Origin of the sequence: Arthrobacter sp. 49Tsu3.1M3 (assembly GCF_900168135.1) — a bacterium.
GTDB lineage: Bacteria > Actinomycetota > Actinomycetes > Actinomycetales > Micrococcaceae > Arthrobacter.
In genome coordinates this window covers 90,097-115,325 of record NZ_FUZD01000005.1, presented here as the reverse complement: position 1 = coordinate 115,325, position 25,229 = coordinate 90,097, and the positions used below count along the sequence as shown (strand labels likewise).

20 protein-coding genes and 1 tRNA gene are annotated in these 25,229 nt (G+C 68.8%); 7 read left to right on the top strand and 14 right to left on the bottom strand.

Going from position 1 to position 25,229, the window contains the following annotated elements; translation table 11 throughout:
- Positions 1-2: 2 nt before the first annotated feature.
- On the bottom strand, positions 3-1,064 hold the full coding sequence (locus B5X90_RS08500; protein ID WP_079551943.1) for a dehydrogenase: 1,062 nt from the start codon (positions 1,062-1,064) through the stop codon (positions 3-5).
- 127 nt (positions 1,065-1,191) lie between these two features.
- Here B5X90_RS08500 and B5X90_RS08495 point away from each other — a divergent pair.
- Positions 1,192-1,281 (top strand) — tRNA-Ser (locus B5X90_RS08495).
- Between the two features lie 164 nt (positions 1,282-1,445).
- Here B5X90_RS08495 and B5X90_RS08490 read toward each other — a convergent pair.
- The 13 genes from B5X90_RS08490 to B5X90_RS08430 form a co-directional block, all read right to left on the bottom strand.
- Positions 1,446-2,222: a type 1 glutamine amidotransferase domain-containing protein gene (locus B5X90_RS08490; protein ID WP_079551942.1), complete on the bottom strand. Its 777-nt coding sequence runs from the start codon at positions 2,220-2,222 to the stop codon at positions 1,446-1,448.
- A gap of 131 nt (positions 2,223-2,353) precedes the next feature.
- Complete coding sequence (locus tag B5X90_RS08485) at positions 2,354-2,593, bottom strand: hypothetical protein (RefSeq protein WP_143264688.1); 240 nt, start codon at positions 2,591-2,593, stop codon at positions 2,354-2,356.
- Positions 2,594-2,775: 182 nt separating this feature from the next.
- Positions 2,776-3,417 (bottom strand): LutC/YkgG family protein, encoded by a 642-nt coding sequence (locus B5X90_RS08480; RefSeq protein ID WP_079551938.1) that lies wholly within the window; start codon positions 3,415-3,417, stop codon positions 2,776-2,778.
- Positions 3,414-5,006 (bottom strand): LutB/LldF family L-lactate oxidation iron-sulfur protein, encoded by a 1,593-nt coding sequence (locus tag B5X90_RS08475; protein ID WP_079551936.1) that lies wholly within the window; start codon positions 5,004-5,006, stop codon positions 3,414-3,416. The genes B5X90_RS08480 and B5X90_RS08475 overlap by 4 nt, the downstream gene beginning before the upstream one ends.
- A complete protein-coding gene (locus tag B5X90_RS08470) occupies positions 5,003-5,806 on the bottom strand; it encodes a (Fe-S)-binding protein (protein ID WP_079551934.1) in 804 nt (267 codons plus the stop codon). Before B5X90_RS08470 ends, B5X90_RS08475 begins: the two co-directional genes overlap by 4 nt.
- Positions 5,803-7,344 (bottom strand): rhamnulokinase, encoded by a 1,542-nt coding sequence (locus B5X90_RS08465; protein WP_256860129.1) that lies wholly within the window; start codon positions 7,342-7,344, stop codon positions 5,803-5,805. The genes B5X90_RS08470 and B5X90_RS08465 overlap by 4 nt, the downstream gene beginning before the upstream one ends.
- A 5-nt stretch (positions 7,345-7,349) precedes the next feature.
- Positions 7,350-9,395: a bifunctional aldolase/short-chain dehydrogenase gene (locus B5X90_RS08460; RefSeq protein WP_256860128.1), complete on the bottom strand. Its 2,046-nt coding sequence runs from the start codon at positions 9,393-9,395 to the stop codon at positions 7,350-7,352.
- An 8-nt stretch (positions 9,396-9,403) separates the two neighbouring features.
- A complete protein-coding gene (gene rhaI, locus B5X90_RS08455; RefSeq protein WP_079551927.1) occupies positions 9,404-10,582 on the bottom strand; it encodes an L-rhamnose isomerase in 1,179 nt (392 codons plus the stop codon).
- Positions 10,579-10,953 (bottom strand): L-rhamnose mutarotase, encoded by a 375-nt coding sequence (locus B5X90_RS08450; protein WP_079551925.1) that lies wholly within the window; start codon positions 10,951-10,953, stop codon positions 10,579-10,581. Before B5X90_RS08450 ends, rhaI begins: the two co-directional genes overlap by 4 nt.
- A 118-nt stretch (positions 10,954-11,071) precedes the next feature.
- Entirely contained in the window at positions 11,072-12,166 is a 1,095-nt protein-coding gene (gene rhaS, locus B5X90_RS08445; RefSeq protein ID WP_079551923.1) for a rhamnose ABC transporter substrate-binding protein, read from the bottom strand.
- 49 nt (positions 12,167-12,215) lie between these two features.
- Complete coding sequence (locus tag B5X90_RS08440) at positions 12,216-13,229, bottom strand: ABC transporter permease (RefSeq protein WP_079551921.1); 1,014 nt, start codon at positions 13,227-13,229, stop codon at positions 12,216-12,218.
- The gene (locus tag B5X90_RS08435) at positions 13,219-14,241 is read right to left on the bottom strand and encodes an ABC transporter permease (RefSeq protein ID WP_079551918.1); all 1,023 of its coding nucleotides are present in this window, start codon (positions 14,239-14,241) and stop codon (positions 13,219-13,221) included. The genes B5X90_RS08440 and B5X90_RS08435 overlap by 11 nt, the downstream gene beginning before the upstream one ends.
- Complete coding sequence (locus B5X90_RS08430) at positions 14,238-15,803, bottom strand: sugar ABC transporter ATP-binding protein (RefSeq protein ID WP_079551915.1); 1,566 nt, start codon at positions 15,801-15,803, stop codon at positions 14,238-14,240. The genes B5X90_RS08435 and B5X90_RS08430 overlap by 4 nt, the downstream gene beginning before the upstream one ends.
- A 160-nt stretch (positions 15,804-15,963) precedes the next feature.
- Between B5X90_RS08430 and B5X90_RS08425 the strand changes: the two genes are divergently transcribed.
- The 6 genes from B5X90_RS08425 (at position 15,964) to B5X90_RS08400 (ending at position 25,204) form a co-directional block, all read left to right on the top strand.
- Complete coding sequence (locus tag B5X90_RS08425; RefSeq protein WP_218670191.1) at positions 15,964-16,980, top strand: LacI family DNA-binding transcriptional regulator; 1,017 nt, start codon at positions 15,964-15,966, stop codon at positions 16,978-16,980.
- Positions 16,981-17,126: 146 nt separating this feature from the next.
- A complete protein-coding gene (locus B5X90_RS08420) occupies positions 17,127-17,726 on the top strand; it encodes an SRPBCC family protein (RefSeq protein WP_079551913.1) in 600 nt (199 codons plus the stop codon).
- A 158-nt stretch (positions 17,727-17,884) separates the two neighbouring features.
- Positions 17,885-18,130, top strand: coding sequence for a hypothetical protein (locus B5X90_RS08415; protein WP_079551910.1), 246 nt, complete (start codon positions 17,885-17,887; stop codon positions 18,128-18,130).
- A gap of 278 nt (positions 18,131-18,408) precedes the next feature.
- Entirely contained in the window at positions 18,409-19,026 is a 618-nt protein-coding gene (locus B5X90_RS21250) for a DUF4232 domain-containing protein (RefSeq protein ID WP_256860127.1), read from the top strand.
- 135 nt (positions 19,027-19,161) lie between these two features.
- Positions 19,162-24,345 carry a DNA glycosylase AlkZ-like family protein gene (locus B5X90_RS08405; RefSeq protein ID WP_079551907.1) on the top strand — a complete coding sequence of 1,728 codons (5,184 nt, stop codon included), beginning with the start codon at positions 19,162-19,164 and terminating at the stop codon, positions 24,343-24,345.
- Complete coding sequence (locus B5X90_RS08400) at positions 24,338-25,204, top strand: DNA-formamidopyrimidine glycosylase family protein (RefSeq protein WP_079551905.1); 867 nt, start codon at positions 24,338-24,340, stop codon at positions 25,202-25,204. Before B5X90_RS08405 ends, B5X90_RS08400 begins: the two co-directional genes overlap by 8 nt.
- Positions 25,205-25,229 lie beyond the last annotated feature (25 nt).

Below are 25,229 nucleotides of genomic sequence, written 5' to 3'. Positions count from 1 at the left end.
GGCTACCTCGTGGCTTCGGTGGGCTGGTCGGCGGATTTGAACTCGGCGGGCTGGTCGGCGGATTGAGCGTCCCGGGACGGATATTCGATGACGTGGCACAGGGCGTCCAGGGTCCCGTCGGCGAGCCGCTGGACGACGCCGGGGATCTGCGCGAACGGCGAGGATCCGGTGAGGAAGACGTCAAAGACCGGGTCCTGGAGCAGGGACACGGCGAGCGCGAGGCGCTCGGCGTTGGTGCGGCGGTGCCGCCGTGCGCGGGCCACCATTCCCACCTGGCTGGCCCGGATGGACAGGCGGCGGGCATGGAAGTCCTCCCCCAGCGGGAGGGTGACCATCCGGTCGGCGTACCAGGACATTTCGATGATGTCGCCTTCGTCGCCCACCAGCTGCAGGCTCCGCTGCAGGCCTTCCTGCGAGGCGGAGCAGTGGATCACGATGTCGCAGTCCGGGAGGGCATCATCGGGATGGCTGAAGTCGACCCCGAGGGCTTCGGCGAACGCGCGCTTGGCGGGGTCGACGTCGATCAGCTGCAGCCGCGCGAGCGGAAAGCCGGCCAGGAGCCTGGCCACCATCCCGCCGACGAGTCCGGCCCCGATTACGGCGACGCGGTCGCCCAGGCGGGGCCCGGACTCCCAGAGGCCGTTGATCGCGGTTTCCACGGTGCCGGTGAGCACCGCGCGGCGGGCCGGAACGCCGTCGGGGATCACGGTGAGGGACTCGACCGGGACGATGAAGCGGTCCTGGTGCGGGTAGAGGCAGAAGACGGTCTTCCCGGCCCAGCCATCCGGGCCGTCCTCGACCACGCCCACGGTGAGGTAGCCGAACTTCACCGGGTAAGGGAAGTCCCCCTCCTGGTTGGGGGCGGCCATGGCACCTGCGACGCACTCCGGGACGCTCGCGTGGTGGACCACCAGTTCGGTGCCCTTGCTGATGCCCGAATACAGGGTCCGGACCAGCGCCTCGCCGGGCCCGGGGGTGGGCAGCTCCTCGCCCCTGAGCTCGCCTTGTTCCGGGCCGACGGTCCAATAGGCGGTGGCGGTGGGGTGCCGTTCAGAAGTAGTCATTGTGCTTACGAATCTAGTGCCCTGCCGGTTCGCGGGGAAGGGTGCCGGGTTCCGGCGAGTCGGCGGGCGGGGGCCGTTGGGGCTCGTTTTGTGGATGGGCGCCTTGCTCCGGTACCCTAGTCAGGTTGGTGACGTGTCCGAGCGGCCGAAGGTGCAACACTCGAAATGTTGTTTGGTGTAAAAGCCAACGTGGGTTCAAATCCCACCGTCACCGCCAGATAGCGGGCCCCTGGTTCCCTTTGTTTACAAGGGAACCAGGGGCTTTTGCTTTGTCCGGAACCTGAAGCAGGTCGGCGATACGTTAGGCAGCGTGGCTGCAGGTGCACGTAGTTCATCTGACGGCCACCCTCTTTCGGGGTGGCCGTCAGCGCCCTGTGGGTGTTAGTGCTCCGCTTCCGCGGCAGCCTTCTTGGCGTCTTTCTCGGCGTCCTTCTCGGCGCGCAGAGCCTCCGCGTCGTGCTGTTCCTCGGCTTTTTCCTGGTGGATGACCGCTGCGAAGAGCTTCTCCATCTCCTTGGCCACACCGGCGGCCGAGGCCGGGTTCTGGCCCGTCACCAGCCGGTCGTCAACCACGACCTTCTCCTCAAAGACAGGAGCGGAGACGTGGGTGGCGCCCTGTTCCTCAAGCCGGTCAGCCAAAAAGAACGGGATGACCTTGTCCTTCCCTGCGGCAACCTCCTCGTCGTTGGTGAAGGCGGCCACCTTCCGGCCCTCGACGAGGCGAAGCCCGTTCTTCAATTCCACGTTCAGCAGGCCGGCCGGTCCGTGGCAGACCGCGCCCACCAGGCCGCCGGCGTTGTAGACGCTGGCCACCAGGTTCTGCAAGCCTTCGCTGCCCGGGAAGTCCCACATCGTGCCGTGGCCGCCGACGAGATAGACGGCGTCGTACTGGTCGGGATCAACGACGTCGACGCGGGCAGTGTTGTACAGACCGGCGCGCGTGGTCTCGTCCTCTGTGAAGGCGACCTGGATGGGATCTTCCGAGTCCACCTCGTCGCGCGGAGGCTGGCCGCCCTGGATGGACGCAAAGTCGACGAAATGCCCGGAATCCTTGAAGACCTTCCAAGGGTGTGCAGCCTCGGCCACGTTGTAGCCGGTCTTCTCTCCGGTATCGCCGATCTCGGAAACGCTGGTCAATACCATGAGGATTTTCTTCATGAATTCTTCCTTTCGTCCAGCTTCCACCCTACGCCCAGCCCAATTCGGGCCTCCTTCCCCGGCTCAGGTGCCGGGCGAGGTCCTACGCGAAGAGAACGCTCCGGGACGGTTCCGGGGTACGGGGCAGGAGCTCAGGGCTCCCCGTCGAGTGCTTCCATCTCCAGGCACGCGTCCTCGTAGGAAACGTCGCCGTTCCGGAAGGCCTGCTCGAGTTCCTTGGCCCTGCGCCGTGACTGGGCCGTGCTCAGTGTTCCCGTGAGGCCAGCTTCCAGATAGTCGAACCTGGAGTGCGTGGGCTGCTGGTCGCGGGCGTGGTCCCTTGCGGGGACGCGCCGGCGGACTGTCGCGCGGAACCACGCGTCAGGGTGCATTAGGCGATGCGCATAGGCTCTGGGGTCGACTAAGTACATGCTTCCATGGTTCAACTCCCGGCTGAGAAGACCATGAGTTTCCTCTGAGTGATCGGGGCAAACGACTTTCCGGGGCCATCACCGCCAACCAGAGACCCGCTTCCCTCGCGCTGGCAGGGAAGCAGGGCCCCGGTCTCCTGCCTCTACCCGCGGACGATCACCACGTCCAGGTTCCGGGGGCCGTGGACGCCTTCGACGCGTTCGAGTTCGATGTCGCTCGTGGCGCTGGGGCCGCTGATCCAGGTCTGCGGGCGGGTGCCGTCGAGCCGGCGGAGGGCCTCCGGCAGGATGGCGGTAATGTCCCCGGCCCGGACGATGCAGATGTGGCGGTCCGGGACGAGGCTGATGACCCGGCGGCCCTGGTCCGGTGCGGCATCGAGGATGATGGTGCCGGTTTCGGCGACGGCGACGGCGCTGCCGGTGACGACGGCGTCAATCCGGTCGAGCTCCTCGACGCTGAGCCGCTGCCCGGGTGCGTCGGTGACGCGGCGGCCGGAGCCGCCGTCGTGCGCGTCCGCCTCCGCGAACAGCGCCCGGTCCAGACCGTGGGGCACGGCGTAGCGGCCGGTGCCCTCGAGGAGGGCGGCAAGCCGGAGCGGCACCGCGGCGGCATCCTCAACGAAAACGTTCGCCTTGTAGTCGAGGAGCCGGTCCGTCAGCAGTTCGATGAGCTCTTCCTCGTCCAGCTCGGAGGACCGCCGGTAGTCGCGGGGCACCTCCGGTACCGCCGGGGCGTCCCGGAGGGCGGAGCGGATCCGGTCGAGTATGTCGGCGCGCGCGTTCACGGGTTCTCCTCTGTTCCGGCTGATCCCGGGCCGGCGGACTCCGGCCCGGGGGTGTCGGTGCCGGCGGCCGGGGCGGCCCCTCCAACGGGTCCGGCGGCGTGGTGTTCCTTGTTCCACCATTGCCGGAAGGACTGCGCAGGCGGTGCGGGGATGTCGCGGCTTTGGGTCCAGCCGGCGGCAATGCCGGGCAGTTTAGTGATTTTCCGGTCCGGGCCGGCGGCGATCCGGCCCAGCGGCAGCGCCTTCTCCACGAGGCCGAGGTTCTTTCCGGAGGACAGCGCCCAGGAGGCTGCCTTCATGCCGAGGTCCATCTGGCTCGGCAGCCGCTCCCTCCCACGCTTCCCGCGCTTGCCGCGTTTGCTGTCCACGTCCTCGCCGCGCAGGTGCACCAGGATGTCCGGGATGTTGATCTTCACCGGGCAGGCGTCGTAGCAGGCCCCGCACAGGGAGGAGGCATAGGGCAGGGAGTTGTTTTCCTCGGCCGTGATCCCGGTCAGCAGCGGGGACAGGATCGCGCCGATCGGTCCCGGGTAGGTGGATCCGTAGGCGTGCCCGCCGGTGCGTTCGTAGACGGGGCACACGTTCATGCAGGCGCTGCAGCGGATGCAGTGCAGCGCGGAGCGGCCCATTTCGTCGGCCAGGGCGGCGCTGCGTCCGTTATCCAGCAGGACCAGGTGGACGTTCTGCGGCCCGTCGTCGGGCGTGACGCCGGTCCACAGCGAGGTGTAAGGGTTCATCCGTTCGCCCGTGGAGGACCGCGGGAGGAGCTGCATGAACACTTCGAGGTCCTCCCAGCCCGGCAGCAGTTTTTCGACGCCCATGACGGTGATGAGCGTTTCCGGCAGCGTCAGGCACATGCGCCCGTTGCCTTCGGATTCGACGACGGCGAGGGTCCCGGAGTCTGCGAGGGCGAAGTTCGCGCCGGACACGGCCACCTTGGCGCTGAGGAACTTGCGGCGCAGGTGCGCCCGGGCGGCCGCGGCGAGGCGGGCCGGTTCGTTGGTGAGCTCTGGATTTACCCCCTCCATTTCGCGCAGGAAGATGTCCCGGACCTGGCTGCGGTTCTTGTGGATGGCCGGGACCAGGATGTGGCTGGGCTTGTCGTGGTCCAGCTGGACGATGAGCTCGGCGAGGTCGGTCTCGTAAGCCGCGATGCCCTGTTCTTCGAGGTATTCGTTGAGGCCGATTTCCTGGGTGGCCATGGACTTGACCTTGACCACTTCGGTGGCGCCCTGGTCGCGGATGAGGGCGGCGACAATGCTGTTGGCTTCGCCGGCGTCGCGGGCCCAGTGGATGGTCCCGCCGCGGGCGGTGAAGTTCGCCTCGAACTCTTCGAGCAGCTCCGGCAGCCGGGCCATGACGGATTCCTTGATCGCCCGGCCGGCCTCGCGCAGCTCTTCCCAGTCGGGGAGTTCGGACACGACGGCCAGCCGCTTGTCCCGGATGGTCCGGGTGGCGTGGCCGAGGTTGGCCCGCAGCTGGGGGTTGCCGAGCTCGCGGCGGGCGGCTTTCGGGAAGGGCTCGTGTTCGTGCAGGTTGCCGATGCCGAAGACCGGCAGGGACGGCATCCCCAGGAATGTGCCGCTCATCGTGCGGTCCTTCCGGTGGTGAGGCGGACGTCGCCGGAGACGGCGGCGGGAATCTCGAGGGTGCTGGCCAGGATCTCGGCGAAGTGCATCGTGGTGACGCCGCTGCCCTGCCGGGACAGTCCGCCGCCGATGTGCATCAGGCAGGACGCGTCGCCGCCAACGCAAAGGTCGGCGCCCGTGCCGCAGATGTTGGCAGTCTTGTCCGCCAGCATCGCCGAAGACACGTCCGCGTTCTTCATCGAGAAGGTGCCGCCGAAGCCGCAGCACTGGTCGGCCTCGGGCAGTTCGGCCAGTTCGATGCCGCCGACCGAACGCAACAGGTCCAGTTGGCGGTCGCCGAGCCGGAGCAGGCGCATGCCGTGGCAGCTGGGGTGGTAGGTGATCCGGTGCGGGAAGTACGAGCCCAACTGCGCCGCTGCGTCCGTGACGCCCAGGACATCCACCAGGAGCTGGGAGAGCTCATAGGTTTTGGCTCCGACGGCGGCGGCCCGGGCTTCCAGCCCGGCGTCCCCGCAGCGGCGGGCGACCATGGCGTGCTGGTGCTTCACGGAGGCGACGCAGGAGCCGGACGGTGCGACGGCGACGTCGTACTCATCTTCTTCGAACGCCTTCACATGGTTGGCGACGACGGGCAGCGCCTCCTTGAGGTAGCCGCTGTTGACGTGCATCTGCCCGCAGCACGCCTGCCCCGCGGGGAAGATCACCTCGTGGCCGAGGCGTTCCAGGATGGACACCGTGGCGCGGGCCGTGGCCGGGTACATGGCGTCCACGATGCACGTGGCGAAAAGCGCGATCCTCACAACGCACCTCCGCTGGTGACGGGGCTGGCGGCCGCCCGGGCTGAGGGCACGTACTCCGCCGGGTGCTGGGAGGCACGCACCACAGCGCGCAGCTCCCCCAGCCCGCCGCTGAGCACGCCGGCGGCGCGGGCCTGGACCAGGACGTTGCCCAGGGCCGTGGCTTCCACGGGGCCGGCGATCACGCGTTTGCCGGTGGCGTCGGCGGTGAGCTGGCACAGGAGCCGGTTCTGGGATCCGCCGCCCACAATGTGCACGACGCCGGCCCGGACGTCCGCGAGCCGTTCGGCGTCGGCGATGGTCCGGGCGTAGCCGGCGGCAAGGCTGTCCAGGATGCACCGCACGATGTGCGCGGGATGCTCCGGCAGGACCGTGCCGGTGTTCCGGACCGCGGCCCGGATCCGTTCGGGCATGTTGTCCGGGGCGATGAAATAAGGGTCGTCGGCGTTGATGACCGGCCCGCCGGGCGGAAGAGTCGCGGCCGCGTCGAGCAGCTCCACCAGTTCCGGCCGGTAGCCTTCGGCAGCCCAGGTGCGCTGGCATTCGCTGAGCAGCCAGAGGCCGCCGACGTTGCGCAGGTAGCGGATGGTGCCGTCCACGCCGCGTTCGTTGGTGAAGTTCGCGGTCCGGCTGGCCTCGGTCAGGACCGGGTGGGACAGTTCGACGCCGACCAGGGACCACGTGCCGGAGGAGACGTAGGCGAAATTCTCGTTAGCGCCTCCGGCGTCCGCACCTCCGGCGTCCGCCGGGACGGCGGCGACGGCCGAGGCGGTGTCGTGCGAGCCGACGGCGACGACCTTTGTCGCGGCGGGCAGGCCGGTCCGTTCCGCGGTCTCCGGCAGCAGGGGGCCGAGGATCTCGCCGGGCTGGATCAGCGGCGGGAACAGGTTCGTGGGCAGGTCCAGGGCGGCCAGGAACTCCGTGGCCCACTCCCCCGCGACGGCGTCGAAGAGCCCGGTGGTGGAGGCGTTGGTGGCCTCGGTGCGGCGCTGGCCGGTCAGCAGGAACCCGATGAGATCCGGGATGAGCAGGGCCTGCAGCCCCTCCAGCGCCGGCTCCGTGGCGAGCTGATAGATCGTGTTGAACGGCAGGAACTGCAGCCCGGTGGTGGCGTAGAGCCGGGCAGGATCGAGTTTTTCGTGGACCCGGGAGATGGCGGCACGGGACCGGTCGTCGCGGTAGCTGAACGGCGCGGCGGCCAGGTCACCGGCGGCGTTGACCAGCCCGTAGTCCACCGCCCAGGTGTCGATCCCGATGCTGGCGATGCTCTCGCCGCGGGCCGCGGCCGCCCTGGCGGCGGCCGCGAGCCCGGCGAGGACCTCGGCGAACAGCGCGTCGAAGTCCCAGCGGAGGCCGCCGTCGAGCTCCTTGACCCCGTTGGGGAACCGGTGCACGGTCTCCAGCACGGCCCTCGCCCCGCCGGGACTGCCGGCGATCCGGCCCAGGATGACCCGGCCCGAGGACGCGCCGATGTCGATTGCGGCAAAAGCACTGCCGGCAACTGCCCCGGCGGGGGCCGGGGCAGTAGCTGCTGGTGGCACGGTTTTCATCGCAGGAAGGCCGCGGCCACGCCGGCGTCCACGGGGATGTGGAGCCCGGTGGTGTGGGAGAGCTCGCTGCCGGTGAGTACGGCGGCGGCGTTGGCCACGTTTTCGGGCAGCACTTCGCGCTTGAGCAGGGTGCGCTGGGCGTAGTACTTGCCCAGTTCCTCTTCCTGCACGCCGTAGACGGCGGCGCGTTTGGCGCCCCAGCCGCCAGCGAAGATCCCGGAGCCGCGGACCACGCCGTCGGGGTTGATGCCGTTGACCCGGATCCCGTACTCGCCCAGTTCCGCGGCGAGGAGCCGGACCTGGTGGGCCTGGTCTGCCTTGGTGGCGGAGTAGGCGATGTTGTTCGGGCCGGCGAACACGGAGTTCTTGGAGGAGATGTAGATGATGTCCCCGCCCATTTCCTGGCCGATCATCACCTGCGCGGCGGCCTTGGCCACCAGGAACGAGCCCTTGGCCATGACGTTGTGCTGGAGGTCCCAGTCCTTTTCCGTGGTTTCCAGGAGCGGCTTGGAGATGGAGAGCCCGGCGTTGTTGACAACCAGGTCCAGTCCGCCGAAGGCCAGGACGGCTTCCTGGATGGCGGCGGCGATCTGGGTTTCGTCGGTGACGTCGGCCTGGACGCCGATCGCGACGTCGGCGCCGCCGAGTTCCGCGGCCACGGCCCGGGCGTTGTCCAGGTTCAGGTCCGCGATGACCACGCACGCGCCGTCGGCGGCGAAGCGGGTGGCGATCGCCTTGCCGATGCCCGACGCCGCCCCGGTCACCAGGGCGATCCGGCCGGCATGGGATTTCGGCTTGGGCATCCGGGCCAGCTTGGCTTCCTCCAGGGCCCAGTACTCGATCCGGAACTTCTCGGCTTCCTCGATCGGGGCGTAGGTGGAGACGGCTTCGGCGCCGCGCATGACGTTGATGGCGTTGAGGTAGAACTCCCCCGCCACCCTGGCGGTCTGCTTGTTCGCCCCGAAGGAGAACATGCCCACGCCGGGCACCAGCACAATCGCCGGGTCCGCGCCGCGCAGGGCAGGGCTGTCCGGGGTTGCGTGCCGGTCGTAGTACCCCTGGTAGTCCTCGCGGTAGGCGGCGTGGAGTTCCTTCAACCGGGCCACAGAGTCTTCAACCGGGGCGTCGGCGGGCAGGTCCAGGACCAGGGGCTTGACCTTGGTGCGCAGGAAGTGGTCCGGGCAGGACGTGCCCAGGGCCCCGAGGCGCGGGTGTTCGGCGCTTTCGAGGAACGCCAGGACGGCCGGGTCGTCGCTGAAGTGCCCCAGCTGCGGCTTGTCGGTGGAGGCGAGTCCGCGGATCACGGGGGCCAGGGCGGCGGCCTTCGCGCGGCGCTCGGCTTCCGGGAGGGCGGCGTAGCCGGGCAGCTTGGGACCGAACGGTTCGTTCTTGCCGTGGTCCTTGATGTATTGCTCGGCCTGCTCGATGATCCACAGCGAGTTGGCTTCGGCTTCCTCGCTGGTGGCGCCCCAGGCGGTGATGCCGTGGCCGCCGAGGATGGTGCCGACGGCGTGCGGGTTGGCGTCCTTGATCGCGGCGATGTCCAGGCCGAGCTGGAAGCCGGGGCGCCGCCAGGGCACCCAGGCCACCTTCTCGCCGAAGATCTCCTTGGTCAGGGCCTCGCCGTCGGCGGCCGTGGCGATGGCTATCCCGGAGTCCGGGTGCAGGTGGTCCACGTGCGCGGCATCGACCAGGCCGTGCATGGCGGTGTCGATCGACGGCGCGGCGCCGCCTTTGCCATGCAGGCAGTAATCGAACGCGGCGACCATTTCGTCTTCACGCTCGACGCCGGGGTACACGTTCTTGAGCGCCTGCAGCCGGTCCAGCCGCAGCACGGCCAGGCCCTCGGCCTTCAGCGTGCCCAGGTCACCGCCGGAGCCCTTGACCCACAGGAGCTCGACGTCGTCGCCGGTCACGGGGTCCTTTTCGGTGCCCTTGGCGGAGGTGTTGCCGCCGGCGAAGTTGGTGTTCCGCTTGTCCGCGCCGAGGCGGTTGGAACGGGAGATCAGTTCTTCAACAGTCGTGTTTGTTGTGTTTTGCATGTTCATGCCTATGCGCCCCATCCGGCCTGGTGGCCGCCGACGCGGTCCTCGTTGATCTTCTTCTGGTAACCGCTGGCCTTGAAGGCGGCCATCGGGTCCGCGGGCAGGCCGCGGGATTCACGCCACCGCGCCAGGGCGGGGCGGACATCGGTATAAAAGGCATCGTTGAAGATGCCGTTGGCGGCCAGGACGTCGCCGCTGCGCTGGGCCTCGGCGAGCGCGTCGGTGTCGATCAGCAGGGCGCGGGCGGTCATTTCCTGGACATTGAGCACGGACCGGATCTGGCCCGGGATCTTTTCCTCCAGGTTGTGGCACTGGTCCAGCATCAGGGCGACACGTGAATTCTCTCCTGCGGACTTACCGAATCCGCCGCCGCGGATGACCTCGTGCATGATCCGGAAGAGCTGGAAGGGATCCGCCGCACCGACGATCAGGTCATCGTCCGCGTAGAAGCGGGAGTTGAAGTCGAAGGAGCCGAGCTTGCCCAGGCGCAGCAGCTGCATGACGATGAACTCGATGTTGGTGCCGGGGGCGTGGTGGCCGGTGTCGAGGCAGACGAAGGCTTTCTCGCCCAGGGCCAGGGTCTGGGCGTAGGAGGTACCCCAGTCCGGAACATCGGTGTGGTAAAAAGCCGGCTCGAAGAACTTGTACTCCAGCACCAGGCGCTGCTCGTCACCCAGGGCGGCATAGATTTCCTGCAGCGACTCGGCCAGGCGGTCCTGCCGGCCGCGCATGTCGTCCTGGCCCGGGTAGTTGGTGCCGTCCGCGAGCCAGATCTTCAGATCCCGCGAGCCCGTGGCGTTCATGATCTCCAGGCACTCGAGGTGGTGGCCGATCGCGCGGCGGCGGACCGCGGGATTAGAGGAGGTCAGGGAGCCGAACTTGTACTCGTCGTCCTGGAAGGTGTTGGAGTTAATGGTGCCAAGTCCCACGCCGAGCTCCGCCGCGAACTCCTTCAGGGCCGCGTAATCATCCACCTTGTCCCAGGGGATGTGCAGCGCGACGGTGGGCGCGAGTCCGGTGAGTTCGTGGACCTTCGCGGCGTCGGCCAGCTTCTCGTGGACCGTGCGCGGGGTGCCGGGAGTGCCGAACACTTTGAAGCGGGTGCCGGAGTTGCCGTAGGCCCAGGACGGGACCTCGATGGCGAGTTCCCCGAGGCGGCCCAGGGCCGTTTCTGTGGTGTTCATGGTTGTTCCTTCTGCGGTTGGTGGTTGTCCCCGGCGGCGCTGGCTGCGGACAACTGGTCCTCGAGATTGAAGATTTCGGTGAGCTGGAGGAAGTCTTGGTCCGGCGCCTGGGCGCTGTCCTCGAAGAGGGTTGCCATCTCCGCCTGCCAGCGGCCGTTCACTTCGGTCAGTGCCATGCGGGCCCGGGCTGCGTCGAAGTCGTCGCATTCCAGGTAGCCCACAAGGAGCCCGTCCCCGGCGAGGAACAGCGAGTAGTTGTTCCAGCCGGCCGCTTTGAGCTCCCGGAGCATCTCCGGCCAGACGGCGGCGTGGCGGCGCCGGTACTCGGGAATCTGGCTGGGTTTGACCGAGGAGCGGAAGCACACCCTCATGAAAATCTCTCCTGGTTCCGACTCTAATTGAATCGATTCATTCACACAATAGGATACTGCGGATTTGTTTCGCAGGCTCCGGCGCTGATCGTGAAATCAGCGCCGGAGCCGCGGCAGCTTAGAAGTTGTACTGGTCCACGTTCTCCGGGGTGAAGACGGTGGGATCGCCGAGCAGCACGGTGGAGTCAGGGCCAATCTTGAACTCACCCAGGGAGCCGGCCTTGAATGTCTGGCCTTCGGCGCCGGTGATCTGGCCCGAAGCCAGGGCTGCGCCGGCGTAGGCGGCGAGGTAGCCGAGCTTCTCGACATCCCACAGGGCGAAGGACTTCATGGTGCCGTCCTTCAGGAATTCCTTGAGCTGGCTCGGGAAGCCGAGCCCGGTCAGCTGGACCTTGCCCTTGTATTCGGAGCCGGAGAGGTACTGGGCGGCAGCGGCGATGCCGACGGTCGTAGGCGAGATGATGCCCTTGAGCGTCGGGTGGGCCTGGAGCAGCGCCTGGACTTCCTGCTGGGACTTCTGGGCATTGTCATCGCCGTAGGCGGTCGCGACGAGCTTGAGCTTTGCGTACTCGGGCTTCTGGAGTTCCTTCTTCATCAGCTCGATCCACGCGTTCTGGTTCGTGGCGTTGGCTGTGGCAGACAGGATGGCGATGTCCCCGCCGTCGGGACCGATGGCATCGGAAATGAGCTTGATCTGGGTGGACGCGATACCTTCAGCGGTGGCCTGGTTGATGTAGATGTCGCGGCAGGAGGGATCGGTGTCGGAGTCAAAGGTGACAACTTTCGCTCCCGCGCTGCGGGCCTCGTCCAGCGCCGAACAGATGGCCTTGGGGTCGTTGGCGGAGGTCGCAATGACTTCGGTGCCCTGCTGCGTGAGCGTGTTGATGTAGCTCACCTGGCTGGAGGCGCTGGCCTCGGACGGGCCCACCTCGGAGAAGGTGCCCTTGTACTCGGCGACCGCGTTCTTGCCGCCGCGGTCCGTGACGGTGAAGTAGGAGTTGTTCAGCTGCTTGGGCAGGAACGCGACTTTCAGGCCTTCCTTGATCGTCGCGTTGGGGTCTGCGGAGGCGCTGGAGGTGGCGCCTCCGCTGCCGGCGGTGCTGGAGGTGTTGGTGGTTCCGCCGCAGGCGCTCAGCGCCAGCGCGAGGCCCGTGGCGACGGCGATATAGGCCGGCGCGAGGCGACGGGATCTGGTGGAGGGGATGAATTTCATGGTGGTGCCTTTCAATGAAAGTCGTTGTTGCAGTGGTGTGTGGACAGGGTCAGGTCGTTGACGCTTTTCGGGACAGCGATCGGAGCCAGCTGATGGCGTTGGGGGCGACGACGGCGAGGATCAGGAGGCCGCCGGTGAGCATGGACAGGGTGTCCTCGGGGACGCTGGCGAGCTGCAGCGCGTTGCGGAGGATCGCGAGGAGCCCGACGCCGGCGATCACGCCAGGCAGGGTGCCTTTGCCGCCGAAGATGGACACGCCGCCAAGCAGGACTGCGGCGATGACCGACAGTTCCAGGCCGGTGGCGTTGTCGCCGCGTGCACTTCCGTAGCGCAGGGTCCACCAGATGCCGACGGCCGCCGCGATCAGGCCCGAGATGACGAAGAGCCAGAACTTGGTCCGGGCGACGCCGATGCCCGAGAAACGGGCGGCGTCGACGCTGTAGCCGATGGCGAACAACGAGCGGCCGAAGCCGGTGAAGTGCAGGGCGATGCCGAAAATGATGACCAGGAGAATGACCGGCAGGATCCAGACGGGGATGCCCGTGGTGCCGATCTTCGCCTGCAGGGCCGTGGTGATGGCCCGCGGGAAGCTGGTGACCGCCTGGTCCCCCAGGACAACGAAGGCCAGGCCCCGGTACAGCGCCAGGGTACCGATGGTCACGGCCAGGGAGGGCAGGCCGACCACGGAGACCAGGAATCCGTTGAGCGCCCCGGACACGGCGCCGAGCACAAGGCACAAGGGGACAATGGTTTCCATGGGGATACCGGCGTTCCAGAGCGCTCCGAAGACGCAGCTGGTGAAGCCTGCGATGCTGGCGACGGAGAGGTCGATCTCGCCGGTGATGATGATCAGGGTCATCGGCAGGGCCAGGAGCAGGACCGGGATGATGTCGATGAGCAGGAACCCGACGTTGCGGGACGTGGCGAAGCCGCTCACGGTCAGGGACGCCACGATGATGCTGGCCACGAGGGCCACAATGATGGCGGCGTCCCAGCTGCGCAGGAAGCCGAAGCGGGGGGCGCGGCGGGTTTCTTCTGCCGGCGGTGCTGTATCAACCAGCATGTGAATCGTGTCCTCTCAGACGGCGCTCGGTGCGCAGGGCAAGGTACCGGTCCAGGACAATCGAGGCCAGGATCAGGACGCCGATCATGGCCCGCTGCCAGAACGGCGAGACTCCCAGGACGGGAAGGGCCGAGGTGATGGTGGTCAGGAGGACGGCGCCCAGTGCGGCCCCGTAGACCGTGCCGACACCGCCGGCGATGGCCACCCCGCCAACCACAGCCGCCGCCACGACGTTCAGTTCAAGGCCCTGGCCCGCCGTGGCGTCCAGGTTGCCGTACTTGGCCGCGTAGATGACTCCGCCGAGTCCGGCGAGGGCGCCGGAGATCGCGAAGGCGTAAAAGACCCTCCGCCCGACCCGGATTCCGTACAGCCGGGCGGCCTGGACGTCGGACCCGATGGCGTAGAACTCGCGGCCGGAGCGCCGGTTGTTCAGGTAGAGGCCGAAGGAGATGACGACGGCGAGGGCGATCAGGGCCAGATAGGGAAGGCCCAGAAAGGCGCCGGCACCGAGTGCCAGGAAGTCTGCCGGCAGGTTGGACGGGCTGATCTGCTGGCCCTGGGCCCAGGCGAAGTCAACACCTCGGAAGATATACAGGGTTCCCAGGGTCACCACCAGGGCGGGCACCTTGGCCACCGCGATCAGCGCGCCGTTGACGGCTCCGAGCAGGGCACCGAAAGCGATGCCGATCGCGAGCATTGCGATCACGGGAAGGTCGGGAAGCGCGATGAAGATTTTTCCGGTGGCGAAGGCGGTCAGGCCGAGCACCGAACCGACCGAGAGGTCCACGTTCTTCGTCACGATCACGATCGCCTGGCCGACGGCGAGGATGACCAGGATCGAGGAGTTCAGCAGCAGGTCTTTGATGCTTTGCGGGCCCAGGAACCGGGGGTTGGCGGCGACCGTGACGGCGATCAGGATCACCAGCGCAAGGAACACGCTGAACTCACGGGATCGGGTCAATGTCCCCAGCCAGGCCGTGGACGGCTGGCGTTGCAGGGTTAGGGTGGTCACGCTGTTGTCTCCTTGGTGTTCGGGTCGACTCCCGTGGCGGCCGTCATGACGGATTCCTCCGTGGCGTCGTTGCGACTGAGTTCTGCGGTGATCCGTCCCTCGTGCATCACCAGTACGCGGTCCGACATGCCCAGGATCTCGGGCAGCTCCGAGGAGATCATGAGGACGGCGAGTCCGGTGCCGGCGAGCTCCGAGATGAGCCGGTGGACCTCGGCCTTGGTGCCGACGTCGATGCCGCGGGTGGGTTCGTCGATGATCAGGATGCGCGGGCCGGTGGCCAGCCACTTGCCCAGGACGACCTTCTGCTGGTTGCCGCCGGAGAGAGTCGAGATCGGGGACACCGGGGACCCCGCCTTGATCTGCAGCTTCTTGGCCCATTCCTTGGTGGCCCCGGCCTCGGCCTGGCTGGTGAGGAGACCGAAGCGGCTCAGCTTCTTGCGGAGCGTGAGCGTAAGGTTGCGGCTCACGCTCAGCTCCATGACGAGGCCCTGCTTGCGCCGGTCTTCAGGCACGAACGCGAGTCCGGCGGCCATTGATGCCCGGGGAGACAAGGACTTGAGCGGCTCGTTGCGGACCAGCACTTCGCCGGAATCGTATTTGTCGATGCCGAAGACAGCCCGCGCCACCTCGGAACGCCCGGCGCCGACAAGGCCGCTGAGGCCGACGATTTCGCCGGATTTCACCGTGAAGGAGATGTCAGAGAAGACACCCTTGCGGCTGAGCCCCTTCACCTCCAGGGCGGTGGGCCCGATCGTCGTTTCCTGCTTCGGAAACAGGGAGGCGACGTCGCGGCCGACCATCTGCCGGATCACGCCATCAACTGTCAGGTCGGCGGCCGGGGCGGTGGCGACGTGCGCGCCGTCGCGCATCACGGTGATCCAGTCCGCCAGGGCGAAGACTTCCTCGAAGCGGTGGGAAATGAAGAGCACCGCGGACCCTTGGGCCTGCAGGGTCCGGGTGACGGCGAAAAGCCGGTCAACCTCGACGCCGCTGAGCGCCGCCGTCGGCTCGTCCATGATCAGGACCCGGGCGTCGAGCGAAATCGCCTTGGCGATTTCCACCACCTGCTGGTCGGCGATCGAGAGACCCTGCGCAGCCCTGTCGGGATCGATTTTCACTCCGAGCTGCTGAAAAAGTTCCAGCGACTGCTGGCGCATCGCTTTCCGGTCGATCCGACCCAGCGAACGCAGCGGCTGCCGGCCCATGAAGATGTTTTCGGCGACCGTGAGGTCCGGGAACATGGTGGGTTCCTGGTAGATGACGGCAATCCCGGCTTCGCGGGCATGGAGCGGATCGCGGAACGAGACCTCCTCGCCATCGAGCAGGACCTCGCCGCGGTCCTGCTGGTGCAGACCCGCGAGGGTCTTGACCAGGGTGGATTTGCCGGCGCCGTTTTCGCCGACCAGCGCGGTGACCTGGCCCCGGTACAGGCTCAGGCTTGCGCCGCGCAGTGCGTGCACGGCACCGAAGGACTTGTGGATGTCCCGCAGTTCCAGCAAGGGAACGTCGGCTTCCTCAACACTCCGGCTGCTCCGAACCTTGGCGTCCTGTGCTTCGGCCATGTCCGTTACTCCTTTGTAATGAATCGATTCATTTGTGAACCTCCTCACACGTTAGGGCTTGTTTCCATCGCGTGTCAAGATGCCAACGTGAGGACGGACACTATGAAGGACGTAGCATTGAGCGAACGGATTGATTCGATTCAGTGAGAGGGAGGTCCGCGTGCCAGGGGGCCCGGGTGCAAAGCTGAAGGATGTTGCCGCGCTGGCGGGCGTTTCCGTCGGCACTGTCTCGAACGTCCTCAACCGGCCGGAGCAAGTCTCCCCGGACAAGAGGAACCGTGTCCTTGCCGCCATCGACGAGCTCGGTTTCGTGCGGAACGAATCTGCCCGGTCGCTGCGCTCCGGATCCACCCGAAGCCTGGGCATGCTGGTGCTGGACGTCCGCAACCCCTTCTTCACCGATGTCGCGATGGGGGCCGAAAACGTCGCCGAGGACCACAAGCACTCCCTGATCCTGGCCAACAGCGCCGAAGACTCCGGGCGGGAGCAGGCCTATCTCGACCTCTTCGAGCAGCAGCGCGTGCAGGGGATCCTGATCACCCCATTCGGGCAGGTTCTTGAACGGCTCGAAACGATGCGTTCCCGGGGCATTCCCTCGGTTCTCGTTGACCGGCTCGCCAGGACGGACCAGTTCTGCTCGGTCTCGGTGGACGACGTTGCCGGCGGCAAGGCCGCACTGGCCCACCTCCTGGACGTCGGCTCGGTGCGCCCGGCGTTCGTCGGCGGCCCCTTTACGCTGCAGCAGGTCGAGGACCGCTACCGCGGTGCCGCTGAGGCGGCGGAACGGGCCGGGGTCCCCATACAGCTGTTCGAAACCCCCGACCTGAAATTTGATCGCGGACGCCAGGTGGGCGATCTGATCAGCAAACTCGAGGCCGCCGTGCGGCCAGATGCCGTGTTTGCCGCCAACGACCAACTGGCGCTCGGACTCCTGCAGTCCTTCGCCGCCAACGGGGTCCGCGTTCCCGAGGACATCGCCATTGTCGGCTTCGACGACATCGACTTTGCGTCCCAATCAAGCATTCCGCTGACCTCCATCAGCCAGCCACGGCAGCTCATCGGCGAGCGGGCCGCCGAGCTCCTTTTCGACGAGATCAACGACCAGCCCGGGCACGTGCACAGCCAAGTGGTGTTCACGCCGGAGCTCGTTGCCCGGCAGAGCACCCGGCGCCGCTAGCGAGCCCCTGGCTCCATAGCGGCCGGGCCCACCCAGGTTTTCCGCCGGCACCATTGACCGGGCACGTCCTTCTGAGTACGGTCTCGTGCATCGATCCGCGCCTGCCGCGGCTGCACCCGCGGCAGGGAACACTTCGGGAGGCCCCGATGGGCAGCACAGATTATGAGTTCCGGACCGTCTGGCGGGTGGCGGGCACGCCGGAGGAGGTCGTGGCCGCCCTGGGTGATGCCACCACCCTGCCCCTGTGGTGGCCATCCGTTTACCTCAGCGCCGAGCCGGTGGCCGGCGGCCCCGAACCCGCCCCCGGCCTTCCGCGCCCCACGCGCCTGCACACGAAGGGCTGGCTGCCCTATACGCTCCGCTGGACCCTGACGGTCACGGAGCCAATCACCGGCCGCGGCTTCGCCCTCACCGCTGCCGGCGACCTCAACGGCACCGGCCGCTGGACTTTTGAAGAAGACGGACCAGAAACGGTCATCACCTACGACTGGCGCGTCAGTGCCGCAAAGCCCCTGCTGCGGCAGCTGAGTTGGCTGCTGAAGCCGGCTTTCGCCGCCAACCACCGCTGGGCGATGGCCCGCGGCCAGGAGAGCCTCGCCCTGGAGCTGCGCCGGCGCCGCGCGGCAGCGGGGAGCGTCTCGGGGCGCACTGCGACCGGCCCAGCGGCTGTTCCGCCGCCGCCCCCGCCCACCTTTGCCTGGCTGACCCGGCGCGCAGCCCGCACGGGCACGCAGACGGCCGCCTAGCGTCCGGAGTTTTGCCCGGGGCACCCGCCCGGACTTCCATCCCTGGACTTGTGCACAACAGTAAGTAAGTGTCTCATTCACTTGACCATTGAGGCGGGAGGCCAATCCACGGTTAGCTAAGTCACATCCTCGTTTCCCGTCACCGTTCAGGACTCCTCATGACCTTGCAGAATAACCGCCCTTCCGGCAGCGCCGCCCAGTGGGACGACGTCGAGATCGGCGACGCCGTCCACCTCCACCGCGGCGGCCGCCTCGAGCACGCGGGCCTCGTCGACAACCGCACGCCCGACGGCGACGTCGTATGGGTGCTCTCCGACGGCGGGCACCGGCAGCTGTTCCACGTTGCCGACGGCTTTGAACTGAGCGTGGCAGACCCCGAAGGAGCCGGCCATGCTGGCGACTGACCGGCCAACGGCTCTGGCACGGCAGCCGGAAATCCTGTCTGGGTCCGCGGCCGGGGCGGACCCTTGGGCCGCTTCCTGCCCCGACGACTGCCACTACTGCTCGGGGCCCGAGACCGACTAGGGCAGCCTCTTTCCGGCTCCGGGAAATAGCGCGCGGCGCAGTTGACCTCGGCCGATGCCGGGAAATCACAATCCGGACATCAATCGGGCCCCGCCGCAGTGGCATCGTTGACTAAGGCAACGGCGGGGATAATGGTTGAGCCATGAGGTCTCAGCGAATGAAGCACGCACTGGTTGTGACAACGGCTGCCGCGGCGGCCCTCTTCCTTAGCGGCTGCGGGGGCAGCTCGACGCAGGCCCAGTCGGCCACGTCCCCGCCCAGCCCGTCTGCCACGGAAACAAGCCAGCCGCCGGCGACGTCCGCCGCCGCGCCGGAATCCACTGCGGCCGCCGCACCGTCCACCGCCAAGGGCGGCCCCCAGCTGTGCAAGGCCGCAAGCCTGACCGGCACCACCGATGCCACGGGCGGCGGCGCGGCCGGCAGCATCTACATGCAGCTGATCCTGACCAACTCCGGCACCGAGCCGTGCCTGCTGAAGGGCTTCGCGGGCGTTTCCCTCACAGCAGGGGCCGACGGCGAGCCGATCGGGGCCGCCGCCACCCGCGACGACTCGGGCCCGGTCACCGACGTCACGCTTGCCCCGGGCAAGGCCGGCACAGCCACCCTGCGCTACACCCAGGCCGCCAACTACCCGGACTGCACCCAGACACCGGCGGCAGGATTCCGGGTCTACCCGCCCAACGACACCGCGTCGCTGTTCATCCCACAGCAACTGGACGCCTGCACCAACACGGAGATCAACCTGCTGACCATCGGTGCCTTCCAGCCCAAGTAACACCGTCCCCCGCGTCTCGGCTCCAGCGCGCCAGTGCTCCCGCCCGTTTCCGGGGCGCCTGGCCCCCGCGGGACCCGCGGGGCGCCGTGATGGGGCCGGGACAATAGTGTCGGCGGGGTAGGGCATGATGGAGGAATGAAGGGGCAGGAGCTCGCCGGCGGCACACTCGCGGCCGACGCCATGGACCGGTTCAGCCGGCCGACCCGGGACTGGTTCCTGGGCGCTTTTTCTGCGCCCACACCGGCCCAGAACGGCGCCTGGAATGCCATCTCCTCCGGTGCGCACGCCCTCGTCGTCGCGCCCACCGGCTCCGGCAAGACGCTCGCCGCGTTCCTCTGGGCGCTGGACCGGCTGCTCGTCTCCGCCCCCGCAGAGCCCGACGCCCTGCCCGGCCTGGACGCGGTGGCCAAGGGCGGGCGCCGGACGACTGCTCGAGGCAAGACGCCTCAGCGCAAGACCCGCGTGCTGTACATTTCCCCGCTCAAGGCTCTCGGCGTCGACGTCGAACGCAACCTCCGCGCGCCGCTGATCGGCATCACGCAGACCGCCAAACGCCTGGACCTGCCGGCCCCGCTCATTACGGTGGGTGTCCGGTCCGGGGACACGACGGCGTCCGACCGCCGCTCGCTGCTCAGCCACCCGCCCGATATCCTCATCACCACCCCGGAATCCCTCTTCCTGATGCTGACGTCCAAGGCCCGCGAAACCCTCAGCGAGGTGGACACGATCATTGTTGACGAGGTCCACGCCGTCGCCGGCACCAAGCGCGGGGCGCATCTGGCGGTGTCCCTGGAACGGCTGGACGCGCTGCTGCCCAAGCCCGCCCAGCGGATCGGGCTCTCGGCCACCGTGGAACCCAAGGAGCTGGTGGCGCAGTTTCTCGCCGGCTCGGCGCCGGTGGAAATTGTCGCTCCTCCGTCACGGAAGAACTGGGACCTGACCGTCTCCGTCCCGGTGGAGGACATGTCCGATCTCCAGGGCGCCGCCGGGGCGTTCGACTCCGGTCCGGCCTCCGGTCTGCAGCCGCAGGCGTCCATCTGGCCGCATGTGGAGGAAAAGATCGTGGACCTGGTGCTCGCCAACCAGTCCACTATCGTGTTTGCGAACTCCCGGCGCCTCGCCGAACGGCTGACCGCCCGGCTCAACGAAATCTACGCCGAACGCCAGCTCCTGGCAGCCGCCGGCGGCTGGACCGACTTTGGCGACGGCGCCCCGGACTTCAACGCCGTGCCGAGTCCAGTGCCGTCCGGCGGCGTCGGCGTGCCCTCCGGCGGCGCCGCCGCGCAGCCCACATCCACCGCCACACCGGCCCACATGATGGCCCAGGCCGGAAGCACCGCCGGCGCCGATCCCGTGCTGGCCCGCGCCCACCACGGCTCCGTGTCCAAGGACCAGCGCGCCCTGATCGAGGATGACCTGAAATCCGGGCGGCTGCGCTGCGTCGTGGCCACGTCCTCACTCGAGCTCGGCATCGACATGGGTGCCGTGGACCTGGTGGTGCAGGTCGAGTCGCCGCCTTCCGTGGCCAGCGGCCTGCAGCGGGTGGGCCGCGCCGGCCACCAGGTCGGCGAGGTCTCCCAGGGCGTCCTGTTCCCGAAGCACCGGGCAGACCTGGTCCACACGGCCATCACCGTGGAGCGGATGCTCGCGGGCAAGATCGAGCGGCTCAGCGTACCGGCCAACCCGCTGGACATCCTGGCCCAGCAGACGGTCGCCGCCACGGCCCTCGGCGCCATCGACGTGGAGGACTGGTTCAACACGGTCCGGCGGTCGGCGCCGTTCGCCTCGCTCCCCCGCTCCGCGTTCGAGGCCACCCTGGACCTCCTGGCCGGGCGGTACCCCTCGGATGAATTCGCCGAACTGCGCCCTCGGGTGATCTGGGACCGGAACGCCGGGACCATCGAGGGCAGGCCCGGCGCGCAGCGGCTCGCCGTCACTTCCGGCGGCACCATCCCGGACCGCGGGCTGTTCGGTGTCTACATCATCGGCACCGAAGTGGAGGGCACCGGCGGTGGGGGCTCCCCGGGCGGCGCCAGCGCGGACGGCAGGGCAGCCAGCCCGGCCGCCGCCGCAGCCAAGGGCGGGCGCCGGGTGGGCGAACTCGACGAGGAAATGGTCTATGAATCCCGGGTCGGCGACGTCTTCGCCCTCGGCGCCACGAGCTGGAAGATCGAGGACATCACGCACGACCGTGTCCTGGTCTCGCCGGCGTTCGGCCAGCCCGGCAAGCTCCCCTTCTGGAAGGGCGACTCCCTGGGCCGGCCGGTGGACCTGGGCCGCGCCCTCGGCGCGTTCATGCGCGAACTGGCGGCGTCCGACGTCGGGCCGGCAACGGAGCGGTGCAAGGCCAGCGGACTGGACGATTACGCCGCGAACAACCTGATCCAGTACCTCGCCGAACAACGGCTCGCCACCGAGGTGGTCCCCAGCGACACGACCCTCGTGGTCGAACGCTTCCACGACGAGCTCGGCGACTGGCGCGTGGTGCTGCACAGCCCCTTCGGCATGCCCGTGCACGCACCGTGGGCCCTGGCCGTGGGCCAGCGCCTGCAGCAGCGCTACGGGATGGACGGCTCGGCCATGGCCGCCGACGACGGCATCGTGCTGCGCGTGCCCATGATGGAGGATGAGCCGCCGGGCGCCGAGTTGTTCCTGTTCGACCCGGAGGAAATCGAGCAGATCGTGACGGCGGAGGTCGGCGGCAGCGCCCTGTTCGCCTCCCGGTTCCGCGAGTGCGCGGCCCGCGCGTTGCTCCTGCCGCGGCAGAATCCCGGCAAGCGGCAGCCCTTGTGGCAGCAGCGCCAGCGTTCGGCGCAGCTGTTGGATGTTGCCCGGAAGTACCCGACGTTCCCGATTGTCCTTGAGACGGTCCGCGAGTGCCTGCAGGATGTCTACGACCTTCCGGCGCTGAAGGACATCGCCGCGTCGGTGGAGCGCCGCGAGCTCAGGATCGTCCAGACCACCACCCAGCAGCCCTCCCCGTTCGCGAAGTCCCTGCTCTTTGGCTACGTGGCCCAGTTCCTCTACGAAGGCGACTCCCCGCTGGCGGAGCGCCGGGCCGCCGCCCTGGCCCTCGATTCCACCCTGCTCAACGAGCTCATGGGCCGCGTGGAGCTGCGCGAACTGCTGGATGCGAAGGTCATCGAGGCCACCGAGCGCGAACTGCAGCGGCTGGCGCGCGACCGCCAGGTGCGCGGCCTGGAGGGCGTCGCGGACCTTCTGCGCCTCCTGGGTCCGCTCTCGCCGGACGAGGTCGCCGCCCGCCTGGAGCCGGTGGCGGCCCGGGCCCAGGGCAGCGGGACCGCCGGGACCGCCGGGACCGGCGGGACCGATCAGGGGAGCCTGCCTGTCGAAACCCCGGCGACGGAGGCCGACGCCGCCGCCCACCTCACCGCACTGCAGCGGGCCAACCGGGCGATCAAGGTCAACATCGGCGGCATCGAACGCTTCGCGGCCGTCGAGGATGCCGCCCGGCTCCGGGATGCCCTCGGCGTGCCGCTGCCCATGGGTGTGCCGTTGGCCTTCATCGAACCGGTCGCGGACCCCCTCGGCGACCTCGTCTCGCGCTACGCCCGCACGCACGGGCCCTTCACCGCCGCGGAGGCCGCGGCGCGGCTGGGACTGGGCGTCGCCGTCGTCGGCACGGCACTGAAGCGGCTGGCCGCGGACGGGCGCGTGGTGGAAGGAGAGTTCCGCCCGCACGCTGCGCCACCGGCGGTCACGTCGGGCAGCACGGCAGCCGGTGAAGAATCCGGGGATGAGGGTTCCGGCGAGGGGGGATCCGGCGAGGGGGGATCCGGCGAGGAGGCGGTCCAGCCCGCCGTTTTGCCCGCCGTTTTGCCTGCGGCCCTGCCCACTGCTCTGCCTGCGGCGGGGGTGAGCGAATGGTGCGACGCCGAGGTCCTCCGCAAGCTGCGCCGCCGCTCGCTCGCCGCGCTCCGCGCCGAAGTCGAGCCGGTGGACGCCGCCGCCTACGGCCGGTTCCTTCCCGCCTGGCAGAACGTGCGGACCCCGGGCGGCCGCGGCCAGTCCGCGCTCCGCGGCCTGGACGGCATCATCACGGCCATCGACCAGCTCTCCGGCGTGCCCATTCCGGCCTCGGCTTGGGAGCCGCTTGTCCTGGCCAGCCGGGTCTCCAACTACCAGCCGGCCATGCTGGATGAGCTCATGGCCGCCGGCGAGGTCCTCTGGTCCGGTGCCGGCTCGCTGCCCGGCAACGACGGCTGGGTGAGCCTGCACCTCGCCGATTCGGCCGAACTGACGCTGAACCCGTCCATCGACTTCGAACCCGGCGACGCGCAGCGACGGCTCCTCGAGCACCTGCAGAACAACGGCGGCGGCTACTTCTTCCGGCAGCTGGCCGAGGTTGCCGGCGGCATGGATTCGGTGCTCAGCGACCAGGACGTGGTGGCCGCACTCTGGGATCTCGCCTGGGCGGGCCGGATTACCGGCGACACATTCGCCCCCGTCAGGGCCCTGATCGCCGGCGGCCACACCGCGCACCGGCAGGTGGGGCGCGCCCCGCGGGCACGCGCGCCGCGGCTCAGCCGGCTCGGACGGGCGCACGGCACCGGCCTGCTCGGATCACCGGGGCTCACCGGCGGCCGGTACGGATCCGTGACCGGCACCGCGCCCGCTCCCCCGCTCGCCGCGGGACGCTGGTCCGCGCTGCCCTCTCCGGAGCTCGATCCCACCATCCATGCGCGGGCCACCGCGGAGCTGCTGCTGGACCGCTACGGCGTGGTCACCCGCGGCTCGGTCATGGCAGAAAACATCCTCGGCGGCTTTGGCCTCATGTACAAGGTCCTGGCCCGGCTCGAGGAAGCCGGACGCTGCCGCCGCGGCTACTTCATCGAACACCTCGGTGCGGCGCAGTTCGCCGTCCCGGCCACGGTGGACCGGTTGCGGTCCTACGTCGAGGACGCCGAGCTGCACAAGGCCGAGCCGGTGGCCCTGGCCCTCGCCGCGACCGACCCCGCCAACCCGTACGGCGCCGCACTGCCGTGGCCCGCGCTCAACGTCGACGCCGGCACCGGCCACCGCCCGGGCCGGAAGGCCGGCGCCCTCGTGGTCCTGGTCGACGGCGCCCTGGCGCTGTATGTCGAGCGCGGCGGCAAGACCCTGCTCGCGTTCAGCGACGACCCCGGAGTCCTGGCCGCGGCCGGCACGGCCCTGGTGGGGGTGGTGACCCGCGGTGCGGTGGACAAGCTGATCATGGAAAAGGTCAACGGCCACGGCATCCTGGACACGCCGGTGGCGGACGCCCTCGCCCAGGCCGGCGCCTATTCCACCCCGAAGGGACTGAGGATCCGTGCCTGAGGGCGATTCGGTCTTCCGCGCCGCCGCACAGCTGCACGCAGCCCTGGCCGGCAAGGAACTGGTCTCCTCTGACTTCCGGGTCCCGCGCTTCGCCACCCTGAAGCTCGGCGGCTGGACCGTGGCCGAGGTGGTACCCCGCGGCAAGCACCTGCTGATGCGTGTCCAGGGCCCGACGCCCAGAGACCGGCTCACCATCCATTCGCACCTGAAGATGGAGGGCAGCTGGCAGGTCTACCCGCCCGGAGGCCGCTGGCGGAAGCCCGGCTTCACGGCCCGCTGCGTGCTGCGGACCGCCACGGCCGACGCCGTCGGGTTCTCCCTGGGCATCCTCGAGGTGGTCCGGACCGACCAGGAGGACACCGTCGTGGGGCACCTCGGCCCGGACCTGCTGGGCCCCGACTGGGACGCGGCCGAGGCCGAACACCGGCTGCTCGCGGCCCCCGACGTCCCGATCGGCGTCGCCCTGCTGGACCAGACCAAGCTGGCGGGAATCGGAAACATCTACCGGTGCGAGGCCTGCTTCCTCGCAGGAGTCCATCCGGCGTCGCCCGTCTCTGCAGTGACGGACCTGGCCGCCATCATCACCGACGCCCAGGTCCTGCTCTCCGCCAACCTCGGGCCAGGCCGACGGACCACCGTGCTGAACGCGCGGGGCGTGCCGGTGGGCCGCACCGCGGGGCGTCCCGGCTACTGGGTTTACCGGCGCGAGCACCAGCCGTGCCTCAAATGCGGCACCCCGATCCGCCGCGGCGTCCTGGGCAAGGACAACGGCACCGGCACGTTCACCGAGGAACGGGACATCTACTACTGCCCCACCTGCCAGCCCCTGGCGGGCCCCGGAACAGAAGGCGCCAGCTGACGGGCCCGCTGTCGGGGCCCGCGGA

Excerpts from the sequence above, each read along its gene's own strand:
- B5X90_RS08420 (WP_079551913.1), top strand. The coding sequence starts at position 17,127 with ATGGGCAGCACAGATTATGAGTTCCGGACCGTCTGGCGGGTGGCGGGC.
- B5X90_RS08405 (WP_079551907.1), top strand. The coding sequence starts at position 19,162 with ATGAAGGGGCAGGAGCTCGCCGGCGGCACACTCGCGGCCGACGCCATG.
- B5X90_RS08475 (WP_079551936.1), bottom strand. The coding sequence starts at position 5,006 with ATGAGCGGCACATTCCTGGGGATGCCGTCCCTGCCGGTCTTCGGCATC.
- B5X90_RS08485 (WP_143264688.1), bottom strand. The coding sequence starts at position 2,593 with ATGCACCCTGACGCGTGGTTCCGCGCGACAGTCCGCCGGCGCGTCCCC.
- B5X90_RS08500 (WP_079551943.1), bottom strand. The coding sequence starts at position 1,064 with ATGACTACTTCTGAACGGCACCCCACCGCCACCGCCTATTGGACCGTC.
- B5X90_RS08460 (WP_256860128.1), bottom strand. The coding sequence starts at position 9,395 with ATGCAAAACACAACAAACACGACTGTTGAAGAACTGATCTCCCGTTCC.
- rhaS (WP_079551923.1), bottom strand. The coding sequence starts at position 12,166 with ATGAAATTCATCCCCTCCACCAGATCCCGTCGCCTCGCGCCGGCCTAT.
- B5X90_RS08450 (WP_079551925.1), bottom strand. The coding sequence starts at position 10,953 with ATGAGGGTGTGCTTCCGCTCCTCGGTCAAACCCAGCCAGATTCCCGAG.
- B5X90_RS08430 (WP_079551915.1), bottom strand. The coding sequence starts at position 15,803 with ATGGCCGAAGCACAGGACGCCAAGGTTCGGAGCAGCCGGAGTGTTGAG.
- B5X90_RS21250 (WP_256860127.1), top strand. The coding sequence starts at position 18,409 with ATGAAGCACGCACTGGTTGTGACAACGGCTGCCGCGGCGGCCCTCTTC.
- rhaI (WP_079551927.1), bottom strand. The coding sequence starts at position 10,582 with ATGAACACCACAGAAACGGCCCTGGGCCGCCTCGGGGAACTCGCCATC.
- B5X90_RS08440 (WP_079551921.1), bottom strand. The coding sequence starts at position 13,229 with ATGCTGGTTGATACAGCACCGCCGGCAGAAGAAACCCGCCGCGCCCCC.
- B5X90_RS08415 (WP_079551910.1), top strand. The coding sequence starts at position 17,885 with ATGACCTTGCAGAATAACCGCCCTTCCGGCAGCGCCGCCCAGTGGGAC.
- B5X90_RS08490 (WP_079551942.1), bottom strand. The coding sequence starts at position 2,222 with ATGAAGAAAATCCTCATGGTATTGACCAGCGTTTCCGAGATCGGCGAT.